General features: G+C 37.1%; 15 protein-coding genes. 5 read left to right on the forward strand and 10 right to left on the reverse strand.

What is annotated here, in order from left to right:
• Nucleotides 1-165: 165 nt before the first annotated feature.
• From coaBC to IGQ45_01835, 3 genes are all read right to left on the reverse strand, one after another.
• Complete coding sequence (gene coaBC, locus IGQ45_01825) at nt 166-1383, reverse strand: bifunctional phosphopantothenoylcysteine decarboxylase/phosphopantothenate--cysteine ligase CoaBC (protein MBF2055964.1); 1218 nt, start codon at nt 1381-1383, stop codon at nt 166-168.
• Nucleotides 1370-1594, reverse strand: coding sequence for a DUF2555 domain-containing protein (locus IGQ45_01830; protein ID MBF2055965.1), 225 nt, complete (start codon nt 1592-1594; stop codon nt 1370-1372). Before IGQ45_01830 ends, coaBC begins: the two co-directional genes overlap by 14 nt.
• A gap of 167 nt (nt 1595-1761) precedes the next feature.
• The gene (locus IGQ45_01835; protein ID MBF2055966.1) at nt 1762-2628 is read right to left on the reverse strand and encodes a hypothetical protein; all 867 of its coding nucleotides are present in this window, start codon (nt 2626-2628) and stop codon (nt 1762-1764) included.
• Nucleotides 2629-2990: 362 nt separating this feature from the next.
• Here IGQ45_01835 and IGQ45_01840 point away from each other — a divergent pair, with 362 nt between their 5' ends.
• A complete protein-coding gene (locus IGQ45_01840) occupies nt 2991-4484 on the forward strand; it encodes a serine/threonine protein kinase (GenBank protein MBF2055967.1) in 1494 nt (497 codons plus the stop codon).
• 291 nt (nt 4485-4775) lie between these two features.
• Here the strand turns inward: IGQ45_01840 and accC are convergent, their stop codons facing one another.
• The 4 genes from accC to IGQ45_01860 all read right to left on the reverse strand — a co-directional run bounded on the left by accC (nt 4776) and on the right by IGQ45_01860 (nt 8575).
• A complete protein-coding gene (gene accC, locus IGQ45_01845) occupies nt 4776-6122 on the reverse strand; it encodes an acetyl-CoA carboxylase biotin carboxylase subunit (protein MBF2055968.1) in 1347 nt (448 codons plus the stop codon).
• A 181-nt stretch (nt 6123-6303) separates the two neighbouring features.
• Nucleotides 6304-6900: a colanic acid biosynthesis acetyltransferase WcaF gene (gene wcaF, locus IGQ45_01850; GenBank protein MBF2055969.1), complete on the reverse strand. Its 597-nt coding sequence runs from the start codon at nt 6898-6900 to the stop codon at nt 6304-6306.
• Between the two features lie 319 nt (nt 6901-7219).
• On the reverse strand, nt 7220-7336 hold the full coding sequence (petG, locus tag IGQ45_01855; protein ID MBF2055970.1) for a cytochrome b6-f complex subunit PetG: 117 nt from the start codon (nt 7334-7336) through the stop codon (nt 7220-7222).
• A gap of 336 nt (nt 7337-7672) precedes the next feature.
• A complete protein-coding gene (locus tag IGQ45_01860; protein MBF2055971.1) occupies nt 7673-8575 on the reverse strand; it encodes a ParA family protein in 903 nt (300 codons plus the stop codon).
• Between the two features lie 613 nt (nt 8576-9188).
• On the opposite strand from IGQ45_01860, the gene IGQ45_01865 reads away from it, so the two are divergent.
• Nucleotides 9189-10175 carry an RNA polymerase sigma factor, RpoD/SigA family gene (locus IGQ45_01865; GenBank protein MBF2055972.1) on the forward strand — a complete coding sequence of 329 codons (987 nt, stop codon included), beginning with the start codon at nt 9189-9191 and terminating at the stop codon, nt 10173-10175.
• 183 nt (nt 10176-10358) lie between these two features.
• Here IGQ45_01865 and nrtS read toward each other — a convergent pair whose 3' ends face one another.
• From nrtS to IGQ45_01880, 3 genes are all read right to left on the reverse strand, one after another.
• On the reverse strand, nt 10359-10628 hold the full coding sequence (nrtS, locus tag IGQ45_01870) for a nitrate/nitrite transporter NrtS (GenBank protein ID MBF2055973.1): 270 nt from the start codon (nt 10626-10628) through the stop codon (nt 10359-10361).
• A gap of 98 nt (nt 10629-10726) precedes the next feature.
• Nucleotides 10727-11440 carry a DUF2993 domain-containing protein gene (locus tag IGQ45_01875; GenBank protein ID MBF2055974.1) on the reverse strand — a complete coding sequence of 238 codons (714 nt, stop codon included), beginning with the start codon at nt 11438-11440 and terminating at the stop codon, nt 10727-10729.
• A gap of 82 nt (nt 11441-11522) precedes the next feature.
• Nucleotides 11523-12374: a fructosamine kinase family protein gene (locus tag IGQ45_01880; GenBank protein ID MBF2055975.1), complete on the reverse strand. Its 852-nt coding sequence runs from the start codon at nt 12372-12374 to the stop codon at nt 11523-11525.
• Between the two features lie 126 nt (nt 12375-12500).
• On the opposite strand from IGQ45_01880, the gene IGQ45_01885 reads away from it, so the two are divergent.
• From IGQ45_01885 to IGQ45_01895, 3 genes are all read left to right on the forward strand, one after another.
• On the forward strand, nt 12501-12938 hold the full coding sequence (locus IGQ45_01885) for a DUF3038 domain-containing protein (protein ID MBF2055976.1): 438 nt from the start codon (nt 12501-12503) through the stop codon (nt 12936-12938).
• A 99-nt stretch (nt 12939-13037) separates the two neighbouring features.
• Nucleotides 13038-13853, forward strand: coding sequence for a transporter substrate-binding domain-containing protein (locus IGQ45_01890; GenBank protein MBF2055977.1), 816 nt, complete (start codon nt 13038-13040; stop codon nt 13851-13853).
• Nucleotides 13854-14089: 236 nt separating this feature from the next.
• A complete protein-coding gene (locus tag IGQ45_01895; protein MBF2055978.1) occupies nt 14090-14983 on the forward strand; it encodes an NAD(P)-dependent oxidoreductase in 894 nt (297 codons plus the stop codon).
• The last annotated feature ends 18 nt before the right edge of the window (nt 14984-15001 follow it).

A 15001-nucleotide genomic window follows, 5' to 3' on the forward strand; every position in this document is an offset into this window, starting at 1 on the left:
AAAAACTATTAGTTCCGTGTAATTCATTACACGGTGGGTAAATTACGAAGATATAGTCTTTATGACTCCTCCTTACTCCTGTCAAATAAATTCGGAGAATCACTGACAACAAAACTTTGTGCCTTTGCGCATCGAGGCGAGACATTTAATCAGAGATGATATTATTCAACCGATTATTTGATTAATAATTTCATGGGCTAGTTTCAATTTGCTACCGTAGGGAAAAGCCACTTTTATGCCATTTTTACTGATGAAAATTCCTTCATTGGTATCCACACCAAAACCACGATTAACTTGATCAACGGCATTGGCAACAATGGCATCTAAACCCTTACGCTGTAACTTTTCCAGCGCCCTCCCCTCTATATCTCCCGTTTGGGCGGCAAAGCCAATAATTTTTTGATGCGATTGTTTGCTAGAGGCTAACTGCGCCACAATATCGGTGACGGGCGCTAATTCCAAATGAGAAGATAAAGAATCTTTGCTAATTTTTTCCGAAAAATACTGTTTTGGTTTTACATCAGCCACCGCTGCCGCCATAATTAACCAATCAGCGCCCTTAAACTGTGCAGAAAGTGCCATTTCCATTTCTTCCGCCGTCACCACGGGCATAAAATTAACGGGGGGAAGTAAATTAACCAAATTTTCTGCAATGTTTGCCCCCACGAGGGTAACATTTGCACCTCGATAATGACAGGCACAAGCTAAAGCAATGCCCATTTTTCCTGTGCTAGGATTACCAATAAATCTCACCGGGTCTAAAAATTCCCTTGTACCACCGGCACTAATTAACACTTTTCTACCCACTAAATCACGCTTTCCTGCGGTTATGATAGTTGACTGTAAAGCTGTCAAAATTTCCTCTACTTCTGCCATTCTTCCAGTGCCCTGACGATCACAAGCTAGTAAGCCTGTATTAGTATGTAAAGGAATAAAACGAGGATGATTGCCTAGCCGTTGCCAATTTTCCTGCACCGTAGGCTGTTGCCACATTTCTGTATTCATAGCTGGAGCAACTAAAATAGGACACAAAGAAGCTAAAACCGTATTAGTGAGTAAATTATCCGCCATACCATAAACTAATTTAGCTAGAGTGTTGGCGGTGAGGGGCGCTATTACCATCAAATCTGCCCATTCCCCCAATTGAATATGTAAAGGTTTTGGTTGAGGGCGCCAAAACTCATCATCGGTATAAGCCTGATGACGAGATAAAGTTGCCACCGTTAAAGGGGTAATAAACTTTTCAGCGCCCTTCGTTAAGATCACCCGTACTAAAGCTTCTCGCTGAAATAGCTGAGAAATTAAACCACAAACCTTATAACTAGCGATTCCTCCCCCAATACCCACCAGAATTTTTTTGCCCTGCCAATCATGATTCGTCATAAGCCTGAATATCCAACAGGTGAATATAAGGCTCGACTAATTCTTCACGGTGAAAAGCAATAGCCCTTAATTTATGCCAATCTTGTAAACCAGCGAAGGCGCTATCATAGTCATCTGATTCTAAACGAGAGGCAATTTCTGCCACTTCTTCGGCAGTAATGTTGGCAAAGTCTTCTTCTCGGTAAGTTGCCTTATAGTTCAATGTGGTCATAACCGAACCTCCTTTAATACTGCTTAATTATCCTCAATACCATATTATCATTGAATGGACAATGGATAATGGAAGGAATGTAGAAGTAATTGTTTTCTAAATTCTAAATTTTTTCTTCCCTTTGCCCTTTTGTCTCAACCAAAAATTTTATAATCAAACAACCTTGATTAGCGCACGGGGGTGATAATGGGGTTTAATCCAGCGCCCTTCAACGGTTGAGCAGCATTATCGGCATTTTGACGATTGCTAAATACTCCTATCTGCCACAGGGTTTGACCTTGATGAGTGGTGCGAAAAGCATTAGGATAAAGAGATTTTAAACGGGTTTCTTCACTACTATTTTTTACCCCCACTAACACTCGAAAAGAACCACTCAAATTATTATTGCTAACTCGACTTTGGCGATGTTGTTCGATAACTTCTGGCGATACGGTAATAGTATCAAATACTAAAATTTCTTTTAAATCACGCCGTTGATTGGTATTGCGAGGGGCGCTGGAATTTGGTCGAGGAATTGCATTACTGGGTGCGGTTTGAGGCACATTCACCGTGGGAGTTGCCACCGTAGGATTATCAGAGGGAGTGTAATCGTAGGGGGAAGCATCGGCTGAAGGAGTTATTTGAGGCAAAACCGAGGCTGGTTGAGTATTGGTAATGGTGGCGCGTGAGGGAGTTTGATTTGATGGTGATACGCTGGGAGGGGCGCTGTAAGGTTCACTCAAACGAGGGGGAGATGGTAAATTTTGTTGAGAATTAACCATCTTTCCTGTGATTGGGGCGACGGGCGCTGGTCTTGAATTACCTTCTATTACTAAAGTATCTCTACTGGGAAGTTTTTGCGGTAAAGGAGGCACAAAATCAGGGCTAAGATTAAAAGAATCATCATCGGTAGGAGTTTGATTGTAAGGGGAAATATCGATGACTTGAAGATTTTGTGCTGATAGTGGTTGATAATTTACGCCGATAAAACCCATCATGGTTAAACAGGGAAGGGATAAAGTTAGTTTGCTGATGGTGAGTTGTCTTAATCTCATGATTTTATCGGTAAATAATGAACAATAAATGATTGATAATTTTAATCTGTTGTTCCCTTGATGTGATGGGACATTATTTTCACTCAATTAATGGTATCAAAAAAAAAAGAAAATGGCTCTATGACTTTGAGTACGATAAATTATTTGTTGGTTTTAGGTGTCAGGTGTCGGGTGTTAGGTGTTAGGTTAAAAAATTGACAAAAAACTTATGTTTATTGAACTTTCCCTAATTAAGTTTGTTATTTGTCAACATAGCAAATATGTTAAGCTAATATCAAAGCTAATTAGCTTAATTTAATCACTTTTTGATTTGTTTGTTTTGAGTGATTAAAAACCCTATTCCTAACATCGCAATACTTGTTATGTTTAAACCTATTTCTGACCTAGTAAAATCTCTCAACAAAGACTCAGGAGAGTTATTGGCAAATCGCTATAAGATAGGCAGTATGGTAGGGAGGGGCGCTATGGGTCAAGTATATAAAGCAGAAGACCAAAATTTCAATGGCACTATAGTAGCAGTTAAATTTCTCTCTCAAGCCCTCTTAGATGATAAAATGCGCGAACGTTTCCAGCGAGAGGCAAGAATCAGCGCCCTCCTCGGTGAGCAAAGTCCCCACATTGTGAGAGTAAAAGATTATGGTTTAGATCAAAGTCAAGTACCTTTCTATGTCATGGAATATTTGGAAGGATATGATTTAGACCAATTAATCAAAAATAAACCTCTTTCCTTAGCTAAATTTTTATCTTTAACACGACAAATTTGTTTAGGTTTGGAGTGCGCTCATAATGGCATTTTAGTCAATAATGAATTAGCGCCCATCATCCATCGAGACATCAAACCAAGTAATATTTTCCTCGCCAAAGACCCTCAAATAACTCATTTTGTCAAAATACTTGATTTTGGTATCGCTCAAATTCACAACCCAGAAGAAACACAAAGTCAAAAAAGTTTTATGGGCACACCGCAATATTGTTCTCCTGAACAAATGGCAGAAGATGAGTTAAAACCCACTTCCGATATTTATAGTTTAGGGGTGTTGATGTATGAAATGTTGACCCAAACAACTCCCATCGAATCGGAAGCCCATAACTTTCAAGCATGGTATCGGGCGCATAACGAATTTACCCCCAAAAAGTTACCCAGTTACTTAGAATTACCTCAAGATTTATCCACGATGATTATGGCTTGTTTGGAAAAAAAGCCTCAAAATAGACCTCAAAATATTGGAGAAATATTACGTCTAATTACTGCCTTAGACAGAGAGTTTAATCAATCAAAAAATACACAAACAAATAAAATATTATCTCCTTTAGAAACTATTTATAATCAGAGTAAATGGCCCGATGATAAACCACAGAAAAAAATTGTTTTTCCTACCATTACCGAAGCACAAGAGGGAAATTTTGCTAGTCTTTGGACAATGTTAGAAACCCAAGAAGTTAATATATTTCAAGAAAAATCAACCTTTTGTTTTACTCATTTTATGTGTCAGGAAAATCCTCATCCGATGATTCTATGGGTTAATCTACTGTATAATCGTCAATATGAACCAAAATGGTTGCCTTGTTATTTAGATATAAAAACTGATTTAGGTTATCAAATTGCTACTACTTTAGTTAATCAAAAAAGATACGATATTCTATTATTTGAGTTAGGAAGAATCAATCGATATAAAGAAAAATTACCGATAAAAATTAGTGCAGAAAAGTTAAAACAATTACAAGGGTTTTTGTTAAAAACTTCTTCTTGGCAAGGGAAAAAACAACCCGATGCCAGTAAAATTCTTTTGAAAAAGCAATTTGAATCAGTTAAAACTACTATTCTTTCTGCGGTGTCTCGTCGTAAGTTCCATTAGTTGACACTCCCACAATTAGGATTTTTGCACGAGAACTTTTCTTTGCAATTGACCCACCGTGTAATGAATTACACGGAACCAACAGTATCTCGTTCAATGAATTGAACTAAGATTATTTTTAATTGATTTATAAGTGATCGCGCAGCGGCAGCCTTCGGCTGATCAAACGAACTTGATATAACTGTTGATTTGGAAGAAGGAAATACAGTATTTAAGGATTTCACCTGACACCTGAAGCCTGACACCTGAAGCCTGACACCTCTCCTCACCAAAATACTTTTTCAGCAGACCCTAATTAAGGAAATTTCGCTCCACAAAGTTAGTATAAACATTCCCCGCCAAAAACTCAGGATGATCTAAAATCTGACGATGAAAATCAATGGTGGTAGGTACACCAGTAATAGCGCACTCCCTCAGCGCCCGTTTCATACGTTTAATAGCTGTTTCTCTGTCTTTACCCCAAACAATCAATTTGCCGATGAGAGAGTCATAATAAGGGGGGATTTCGTAGTCAGGATAAACAAATGAATCCATGCGCACTCCCGGACCGCCGGGGGGTAAATAAGCGATAATTTTGCCCGGATGAGGTCGAAAATCATGGTTTGGATCTTCGGCATTAATACGACATTCAATAGCATGACCTCTTAATTCTACGTCTTGTTGACGAAAAGATAAACGTTCTCCTTGCGCAATGGTGATTTGTTCTCGAATTAAGTCTAATCCCGTAATCATTTCCGTGACGGGATGCTCTACTTGGATACGGGTATTCATTTCCATGAAGTAGAAGTTATTGTATTTATCCACCAAAAATTCTACCGTACCAGCGCCCACATAATTGATTGATTTAGCCGCTTTCACTGCAGCATTACCCATTTTTTGTCTTAATTTGGGATTGAGAACGGCGGAGGGCGCTTCCTCCAATAATTTCTGATGTCTGCGCTGAATCGAACAATCCCTTTCCCCTAGATGAACCACATTACCATAACTATCCGCCAGAATTTGAAACTCAATATGGCGCGGTAACTCGATAAATTTCTCTAAATAAACTCCCCCGTTACCAAAAGCAGCCTCTGCTTCCCCTTGCGCGGCATTAAATAACCTGACTAAATCAGCTTCTTGTTTCACGAGGCGCATTCCTCTACCCCCTCCCCCAGCCGTGGCTTTGATAATGACGGGGTAGCCAATTTCTGCCGCTACTCTGAGGGCTTCCTGTGCATCGGTTAGTAAGCCTTTACTACCGGGAATGGTGGGAACTCCGGCTTGTTGCATGGTTTTTTTTGCGGTGGATTTGTCTCCCATGGCAATAATGGATTCAGGACGAGGACCAATAAAATGGAGTTGGTGATCTGCACAAATTTGGGCAAAACGAGCATTTTCAGCGAGGAAACCATAGCCGGGATGGATAGCTTCAGCGCCCCTCGTCAAGGCAGCAGAAATAATGTTGGGGATATTGAGATAACTTTTATTACTAGACGGTGGCCCGATACATACGCTTTCATCTGCTAATTTAACATGGAGAGAATGGCGGTCGATGGTGGAATGTACTGCCACGGTAGCTATGCCCATTTCTTCACAACTGTGAATAATTCGTAAGGCGATTTCGCCTCGATTAGCAATGAGGATTTTTGAAAACGACATTTATATCAGGGTCTTTAATCTAATAACCTTTGTATCTTACGACTTTTTGGCAATTCTGCAAAGGCTGTTTTCACTCATGAGAAGAGGAAGTAAGAATTAAGAATTATGAATTATGAATTATGAATTATGAATTTCCTTTGCCCCTTGCCCCTTGCCCTTTGCCCTTTTAACCCATTATCAATTAATTTAAAGACCTTTTCTGTCTGACTTGACAAGGGCTACCCCACGCTATGACTTCATGGGGAATATTTTTTAATACCGTACTTCTTGCCCCAATTACAGTATTAGCACCAATTTTGACACCCGGGGCGATAAAACAATCACTGGCTACCCAGACACCGTTACCAATGGCGATGGGCGCTGTGGTTAAACTAAAGTGAATATCGTTAATGTCATGGCTTCCTGTGCAGAGATAGCTATTTTGAGAAATAACGCTATGACAACCGATTTTGATTTCATTTAAGCTATACAAATAGACGTTATCGCCAATCCAACTGTAATCGCCTATTTCGACTTTCCACGGGAAAAGGATACGGGCGCTGGGGCGTATCACTACTCCTTGCCCAATTTTTGCTCCAAATAATTTTAATAATCCTCTTCTAATGCCATAAAAGTTATGGGGAGTAAGGGGAAACACAATACCTTCAATTAACCACCATAAAAATATAAACCACTGAGGGCGCCCACGGTCAAAATTTGGCTGTCGATATTGGCTCAAATTAATATATGGTTTGGCATCTAAAATTGGTTCGGCAGAATCGCTCAGATTTTCAGACATGGTAATTAAAGTTTGATGACAAAGTGTAGTCGTGAGGGAAAAGGGCAAAGTGAAAAGGGCAAGAGGCAAAGGGAAGAAAAAATTTAGAATTTAGAATTTAGAAAACAATTAGGGTCTGCTGAATAAATCAAAACCCTTATTAAACAAAGGTTTAAAGTCTATTCTACATAACAAAAAGTGTCATAAATTGACTTTTTTCTCTAAAAATACTGTACTTTTTCTATCCCAACCAAAAATTCTACATTCTTCATTCTTCATTCCTTCCATTATCCATTGTCAATTGTCAACTTGCCTTCACCGTTACCCCATGAAAAAACATTTATTCTACACCAATTTCATTGGTACGTTTGTATTGACGATACGCCGCCACAAATAATCCCATCAGGGTGACAGGAATTAAACCTAAAACAATACCGAGTAATAAAGGCTCAATCATTTTGTTATTAATTATTTAATAGTTGATTATCTTTGTTAGGTTAACATCTTACCAGATTTGTTCACGCTACTGAGAACGAGGACACAAAATCTCTCAATGAAAGGGAGTTTTTTGCAAAGTCTGCATCAAAATTGATTTATAAGGTGTCAGGTATCAGGTCGCAGGTATTAGGTTAAATTCAAACTGTTGATTTATAGTAATTATATTTTTAAAAGACTCAAAGTCATACTGACTTTGTTAAAATTCTCTATCAATTGTCCATTATCAATTGTCAATTATCCATTACTCTCACGACACTAAGTTTTTATCAACAAAATATAGAAAAGATTGCTATTTTTAGTTTTTATTAATTTTTGTCAAAAAGTCTTCTGTTAACTTAACAAAGGCTTTCGAGGCTGAGGTGGAGGGCGCTGATAACACGACAGGGGTAAACATATCTACGGCTTTAGCGACATTAACATCCATGGGAATGTCGGTGGCAAAAATTTTATTTTGAGTAAAATCTTGTTCAACTCTCTTTTTAACTTGGGAGTAATAACGATCTGATCTACCGAATAGTCCTGTTTCTGATAAAACAAAAACAATACCTAATAATTCTAAACTGAGAGGGTCTCTTTCTTCATGACTTTTTTTCAAGTTCTTAATACGGCGCTCTAATAGCTGAATCCCAACGAGAGAGAGTGGTTCGGGGCGCGCTGGTAACAAGTAAAAATCGCTGGCGGCAAGGGCGCTACGGGTTAAAAGATTATAACCGGGGGCACAATCCATAATGATAAAGTCATATTCTTCTACGACTGGGTGAATAATCGTATCAATTAAAACCCGTTCAAAATTATTCCAAACTCGCTCGAAGTGATCAGTTTTTCCTGCCTCTACTGCTTCTTTATGTAGCATTTCCGATACCAAGAACTCGTCATATAGTTCAATGTCACCCGGTAATAATTCTAGGGTATCAACTTCACACACTGATTTAGTGATAATATCCTGAACGGTTAATTTGGCATAGGGATTCGGCTGAATTACCCCATCTATTAGGTAACTGAGGGTTTTTCTTTTTTTGCGTAGCTGTCCAAATTCTTGGGGAGGTAATAAGCTGAGAGTGGCGCTGATTTGTGAATCTAGGTCTAAAACAAGAACTTTTTTCTTAAAATTATTGGCTAAACAAGTGGCGAGGTTAACCGTTAAAGTTGTTTTACCTACTCCCCCTTTCATATTTACTGTGCTGATAATGTAACCCATAAAACTCAGAGAAATACTATTGCTAACTAATCTTATGACATAACAGTTCATCTTCTGCACTTTCTGAGAAAATCTATAATCTATTGAAAGGTTGCTGAAAAGTATTGTGGGTCTTGCTAAGGAAACGGAAGACAAAGGGAGATGATTAATTATCCATTATCTCCACGATTCCACTTCTCCATCAAACCCTAATTATTTTTTCAGCGCCCTCCCCGTTTATTTTCATCAAAATATGGGCATCATGATAAGTAAAAAAATAATCAAATCTTAAAAAAACATTAAGAAAAATAAAGAACCGAATTTATAGCGTTCGGTAATTACTGAAAAGATAGCCTTTTATACTAACTCAAAATGAGTCATCATATATAATAACAGTTAAGAAATCGTCATATTTTGAGGCGGACTCCATTGTAAACGACAGAAAGGACGTTAATTTATAAAAAAACTAACAAATGTGAACTTTTTTTAATCAGTTGCCGTCTATAAAGTCAGTAAAATAAAGAGGATAGCCAAAAGAGAAGTCCCAAAGACTTCTGACCGATATAAGAATTGTTATCCAGTAACAATCTTATCACAAAAAAAACGCGCTTGAAGTTAGGAGAAGATTAGCCCTATGCCCACCGCAAAAGTTAATGCAATGGACAAGAAAAAAGTTAACACCGTTGATATGGTGCGGACTTATTTACAAGAAATTGGCAAAGTACCCCTTTTAAGTCATGAGCAGGAAATTGTCTTCGGCAAACAGGTGCAGATGATGATGTCTTTGTATGGTGAGAAAGAAAGTCTTGCTGAAAAGTTAGATAGAGAGCCGACTTGGGAGGAGTGGGCAGAGGTTGTCAATCAAACTCCTGCGGACTTGAAAAAGTTAATTTATCAGGGTAAACGCGCCAAACAAAAAATGATTGAGGCGAATTTGCGTCTGGTGGTTGCCATCGCTAAAAAGTATCAAAAGCGCAATATGGAATTTTTGGATTTGATCCAAGAAGGTAGTCTTGGTTTGGAAAGAGGGGTAGAAAAATTTGATCCTACTAAGGGTTTTAAGTTTTCTACTTACGCTTATTGGTGGATTCGTCAAGCCATTACCCGTGCGATTGCCCAACAAGCGAGAACTATTCGCCTACCTATTCATATTACTGAAAAATTAAATAAAATTAAGAAAACTCAACGGGAGTTATCTCAAAAGTTGGGTAGAAGCCCCAATCAAGCTGAAATAGCAAGGGCGCTGGATTTAGAACCTGCTCAAATTCGTGAGTATTTCAGTATTGCCCGTCAACCTATTTCCCTTGATGTAAAAGTGGGGGATAATCAGGATACAGAATTATCTGAGTTGTTGGAAGATGAGGGTTTATCTCCTGATAAATATATTACTCAGGAATCTATGCGCCATGATCTACACCGTTTGTTGGATGAGTTAACACCCCAACAGCAGGAAGTGGTAAAACTTCGTTTCGGTTTAGATGATGGCAGGGAGCTATCTCTTGCTAAAATTGGTCAGAGAATGAGTATTAGTAGAGAAAGGGTAAGACAGTTAGAGCAACAAGCATTGGCTCACTTGCGCAAAAAGCGCGGTAGTGTGAAGGAATATATCGTTACTGCTTAGTTTTATCTATTCTTCCATATCAGCCCTTCTCCTTTGGGAGCAGGGCGTTTTCATTCTCAAAAATGTTAGTTTCTCAAACTAGCCAATAATCTGAAATTCAGAGGTTTTTAACTACTAATAAATCAATTAATAGTAAAAAATCCTCCTGTCTCCCTGTCAACCTGTCTTCTTGTCAAAAACAAATCAATTTTGATCCTGACTTTGAAAACGCCCTGCTTTGGGAGGGGGTTTTTGTTTGCTTGACCACTGCCCGTGAATGCTCACAAAATAGGGTATTATGTAGCTAAGGAGGGCGCTAGTCCATCTTTCTTGGTTCATTTCTCCTTTGATTAATGCTGTGCCATGGTTAATCATAAATAAAGTTGTACCCACGAATAAAGCGACAGGAATGGCTTTTTTGGCGCACTGAGGGTTAATTAAATCTTTGCCATAGCTGATTATTTGTTGTTTCATATCAAATTAAGGTGGTGCTGACAATTTAGTTTAATTGACTAGAATCGGGCTAGAAGACCGAAATACGGGGAAAAGCAAAACGCTGTGATCTTTATAAACTAGCTGACTACTTTAATTTTTCCACTGCATAATAGATGATTTTTGTCAATTATTAATTTTTCTAATTCCACATCATTGCCTAGATTAATTACAAAATTACTGATGGTTTTATTATTAATTTCCTCAATACCTTCAATATATAAGGAATCAAATAATAACTTTTGGCTGTTATCAATCATTAATTTAGTTTTGATGGTTATTGATTTTTCCTGAGAGGAAGTCTTAATTATGTTACCATTTAAAGTAATGAAATTATGTTCTAGGTTAATATAATTCCACTTAATATTATGATTAAATATTTCTGTTTCTATGATAGCTTCATGTTGTAATAATAATTTAACAAAATCTGTTAAACCTTGTGTTAGAAGATTTGATTTTAAAGATTCCTGTAGGTCTTTTTCATTAAGATTGATTTCTCCTACAATATAAATAGGATGTAATAATTTTAAAGGTTTTCCTCGCAATATACTTCCTAAATTAACTTCAATATTTATAGTATTTAATAGGGCTTGATTAACACAAATTCCTTTATAAATTACTTGTTTGGCTTCAATGGTTACGCTTTTAATTTTTCCTTTTAGTATATCTCGATCTTTTGCTTCAATGTGGATGGAAAAATCTTCTAAAGAATCTAATTGAGACCTTACCCATAGTTTAATGGCTGGGGAAAGAAAACGGGCAATGAGATCGGATTTTTTTTGATGATTACTCATTAAAATAATGATAAAGTTCCTTAATAAATGTAATGGTTTGCCCTCACCCCAACCCCTCTCCCACAGGAGAGGGGCATATTTTTTAAATAATCTGATTAATCATAGCTTGTGCTTGGGCGCTGTAAGTTGAGCCAAAAAGGTTAAAGTGATTGAGGATGTGATAGAGATTATAAATGATTTTGCGCTGTTGATAACCTTGATTTAACGCCCATTGTTGATTATACCCTTGATAAAAAGCCGGGGGAAAACCGCCAAATAATTCTGTCATGGCTATATCTGCTTCTCTGTCTCCATAATAAAAGGCAGGATCGTAAATTAATGGTTCATTTGTACTTAAAAATCCAGCATTTCCTCCCCATAAATCCCCATGTAGTGGGGAAGGTTGGGGTTGATGGGTTGAGAGTTGATTATATACAGCGTTGATAATTTTTTCAGTATTACCAAAACCGGCGCCCTTCACCCTAGCGAGTTTTAATTGATAACCAATTCTTTTTTCGGCAAAAAATTCCGCCCAATTATGATGATAATCGTTAATTTGGGGAGTAGTGCCGATGGTGTTATTTTCCCCCCAGCCAAATTCAGCGCCCTCCACCCGATGCAAAAGTGCTAAATTTTGCCCCATTTTCTGCCACCCTTGACTATTACCTTTAGTCATATCCAACCATTGCAAAATAAGATAACTATGTTTATCGGTAGCACCCCAACAAATGGGTTGTGGTACTTTTATAGTATCGGTGTGATATATTTCTTGTAAAGCAAAGGCTTCCACCCTAAACATATCAACGGCGGAAGGCTGATTTAGTTTGACAAAATAGCTGTTATTCTTGCCCTGTAAACGGTAGGCTTGATTGATACAACCACCACCAACGCTGATGGTTTTTACTAATTCAAAATCAGTATAACGGTGAAGGGCGCTGATAATTTCTGTCCACATGATGAAAAACAAGTTTTAAAAACACATTTATTATAATTCGTAAGGCAAGGGGTTTAAATTCTTGTTGAGAGAAAAGGTAAAATAGTCAAAACTATAATTACCTTCAAAATACTATTTTAAAATCAAATGATGAATGAAAATCCAGCGCCCTCTACCCCATCTCCATTAGAGTATAATTTATCATTAATTTATCTAGGTATATTATCACTAGAAATAGAGACAAGATTAAATGTAATTCCTCAGAATAAAACTGACTTAAATTTTGTCGTTGATAATGTGATTAAACTTTTAAAAAAAAATCAAGAATTACTTTATAGAGTAGTTTCTTTGTGGGAACAAATCGAAACTTTGCAGTCAGATCAAGAATATTATGGCACTATAAAAGATTATATAGAAAACTTTAAAGAATCAGTGGAAAATTACGAAAAATTTAAACTAAATTTACCCTCTGATAAAATCAAAGACATTGCACTTAATACTTTAACAGAATTACTATTTTATAGCGGTATATCAGGAGAAAAGTTATTAAGGAATAAATTAGAAAATCTATTACCACAAGGATAGATGATAAAATAGTTATCTGTAATAATTGATTTATGATGAATTATTTAAGACTACTATATAAATACCAATACCTAAAATTATTCTTAACATTAAATTATTATGTGGTCTAAACTTTTCTTAGGAGTATTTTTTTCTATCTTCTTCGGTATATTTAATCCGGTGAAGGGCGCTGAAACTATCGAAATGACTTACACGCCCTTGAGTTTTTCCCTTGATATTAGTAGTTTAGAAAATTTTGCCAACACAGGAGAAATTAATGCACAATTAAGACAATATACCAAGTCTTTAGACAAGGAAAGTTTAGCAGTTAATCAACTTAGTAATTTGTCGGCGGAGGATTTAACCGCTAGTTATGGCAAAAATCCCCCTGTGGCAATTATTCCCCCTCGTTTAAATCCTCCTGATAGTCAAAGTCAATCTATTATTGACGATATTAAGTCAAAGGGGGTGTTAAAGGTAGCTTTTCCTCAAAATACCCCTCCTTTTGGTTTTGTGGATGGTGAAGGGCGCTGGGGGGGATATTGTGGCTTTTTAACCAGAGAATTTACTACTTATTTACAAGAGAAATTAAACCTTGATTTTGAGCTTAATATTTCTCATTTTCCTGTTAGTAGTACCAGTAATTTTAATTTAGTTAAAAATAATCAAGTTCATTTTGAATGTGGTACAAATGTGATTGATAGTCAACAAGATAAAGTTGCTTTTTCTGTACCTTTTTTTGTTACGGGTAATAAATTTTTAGTATCTAATACTTCTAACCTTAATCCTAATCAATCTCTCAACAATTATAATATTGCTGTGGTTAAAAATTCTCGTCATAATAATTTTATTAGGGCAAAATATCCCCAAGCAAAAACTACTTTTAAAGATTGTATCTTCGCAATTTACCCACCGTGTAATGAATTACACGGCTAATAGCCCAATCGTTCAATAAATTGAACTAAGATTATCTTTAATTAATTTATAAGTGGTCAAACAGACTTGATATATTGACTTTTTTCTCTAAAAATACCGTATTTTTTCTTCCCTATCAAAAATGCTACATTCTAAATTCTCTCCCCTCACCAAAATACTTTTTCAGCAAACCCTACCTAGCAACTTAAATGCAAACTAACCTATAATCACCATAAAATTATGATAATTAATTGAAGATGAATAAAAATCAAATTGCCTTTTTAGGTTTAGGGGTGATGGGCGCCCCTATGACCATCAATTTAGCTAAAAATGGTTACAATATCAAAGCATGGAATCGCACGGAAAAGCGCCCTTCAACCCAGTTAGTAAAGGAAAAAGGAATCACCGTCACAGCAACCATTGCCGAAGCCGTGGCGGATGCAGAAATAATTTTTACCTGCTTAGGAGACGTGCCGGATGTGGAAGAAGTTATATTTAATAGAGGGGGAATTACGGAAAATGCCCCAGCCAAAAGTTTAATCGTTGATTTTAGCACCATTGGCTCCCAAGGAGCGAAAAATATCGCCCAAGGTTTACAAGAGAAAGGTTTTAGGTTTCTCGATGCGCCCATTTCTGGGGGTGATATTGGCGCACAAAATGGCACTTTAACTGTTATGGTGGGAGGAAAAGAAACAGATTTTCAGCAATGTTTACCCTATTTTCAAGCAGTGGGCAAAAATATCGTTTATTGTGGCGACACAGGAAGCGGACAAGCTGTCAAATTGTGTAATCAAGTGTTAGTATCGTTATATATGGTGGGCATTTGTGAAGCGTTACAACTGGCAAAAACACAAAATATTAACCCCCAGTTGGTGGTGGATGTTTGTGGCACTGGTGCAGCCGCTTCATGGGCGTTAAGTAATCTTGCCCCGAAAATCATTGCCGAAGATTATCAACCCGGTTTTATGATTCAACATATTTTGAAAGATTTACGTCTAGTAGCAGAAATTTCGGGAGATGACGTTTCCTCTTTAGGCACAAAATTAGCCCGTCAATTATTCCAAAAAGCTGGTGAATTAAATGACGGGCAAGGTTTACAAGAAGGCACTCAAGCAATGATGAAGGCTTATTTAACTGACGTTACGCACTGATTCAAATGTTAAGTTAAG

It is taken from the genome of Cyanobacterium sp. T60_A2020_053, from assembly GCA_015272165.1.
Lineage (GTDB): Bacteria > Cyanobacteriota > Cyanobacteriia > Cyanobacteriales > Cyanobacteriaceae > Cyanobacterium.

Bases quoted from the DNA above. Each gene is read 5' to 3' on its own strand.
- coaBC (MBF2055964.1), bottom strand. From the start codon at position 1,383: ATGACGAATCATGATTGGCAGGGCAAAAAAATTCTGGTGGGTATTGGG.
- IGQ45_01830 (MBF2055965.1), bottom strand. From the start codon at position 1,594: ATGACCACATTGAACTATAAGGCAACTTACCGAGAAGAAGACTTTGCC.
- IGQ45_01835 (MBF2055966.1), bottom strand. From the start codon at position 2,628: ATGAGATTAAGACAACTCACCATCAGCAAACTAACTTTATCCCTTCCC.
- IGQ45_01840 (MBF2055967.1), top strand. From the start codon at position 2,991: ATGTTTAAACCTATTTCTGACCTAGTAAAATCTCTCAACAAAGACTCA.
- accC (MBF2055968.1), bottom strand. From the start codon at position 6,122: ATGTCGTTTTCAAAAATCCTCATTGCTAATCGAGGCGAAATCGCCTTA.
- wcaF (MBF2055969.1), bottom strand. From the start codon at position 6,900: ATGTCTGAAAATCTGAGCGATTCTGCCGAACCAATTTTAGATGCCAAA.
- petG (MBF2055970.1), bottom strand. From the start codon at position 7,336: ATGATTGAGCCTTTATTACTCGGTATTGTTTTAGGTTTAATTCCTGTC.
- IGQ45_01860 (MBF2055971.1), bottom strand. From the start codon at position 8,575: ATGGGTTACATTATCAGCACAGTAAATATGAAAGGGGGAGTAGGTAAA.
- IGQ45_01865 (MBF2055972.1), top strand. From the start codon at position 9,189: ATGCCCACCGCAAAAGTTAATGCAATGGACAAGAAAAAAGTTAACACC.
- nrtS (MBF2055973.1), bottom strand. From the start codon at position 10,628: ATGAAACAACAAATAATCAGCTATGGCAAAGATTTAATTAACCCTCAG.
- IGQ45_01875 (MBF2055974.1), bottom strand. From the start codon at position 11,440: ATGAGTAATCATCAAAAAAAATCCGATCTCATTGCCCGTTTTCTTTCC.
- IGQ45_01880 (MBF2055975.1), bottom strand. From the start codon at position 12,374: ATGTGGACAGAAATTATCAGCGCCCTTCACCGTTATACTGATTTTGAA.
- IGQ45_01885 (MBF2055976.1), top strand. From the start codon at position 12,501: ATGATGAATGAAAATCCAGCGCCCTCTACCCCATCTCCATTAGAGTAT.
- IGQ45_01890 (MBF2055977.1), top strand. From the start codon at position 13,038: ATGTGGTCTAAACTTTTCTTAGGAGTATTTTTTTCTATCTTCTTCGGT.
- IGQ45_01895 (MBF2055978.1), top strand. From the start codon at position 14,090: ATGAATAAAAATCAAATTGCCTTTTTAGGTTTAGGGGTGATGGGCGCC.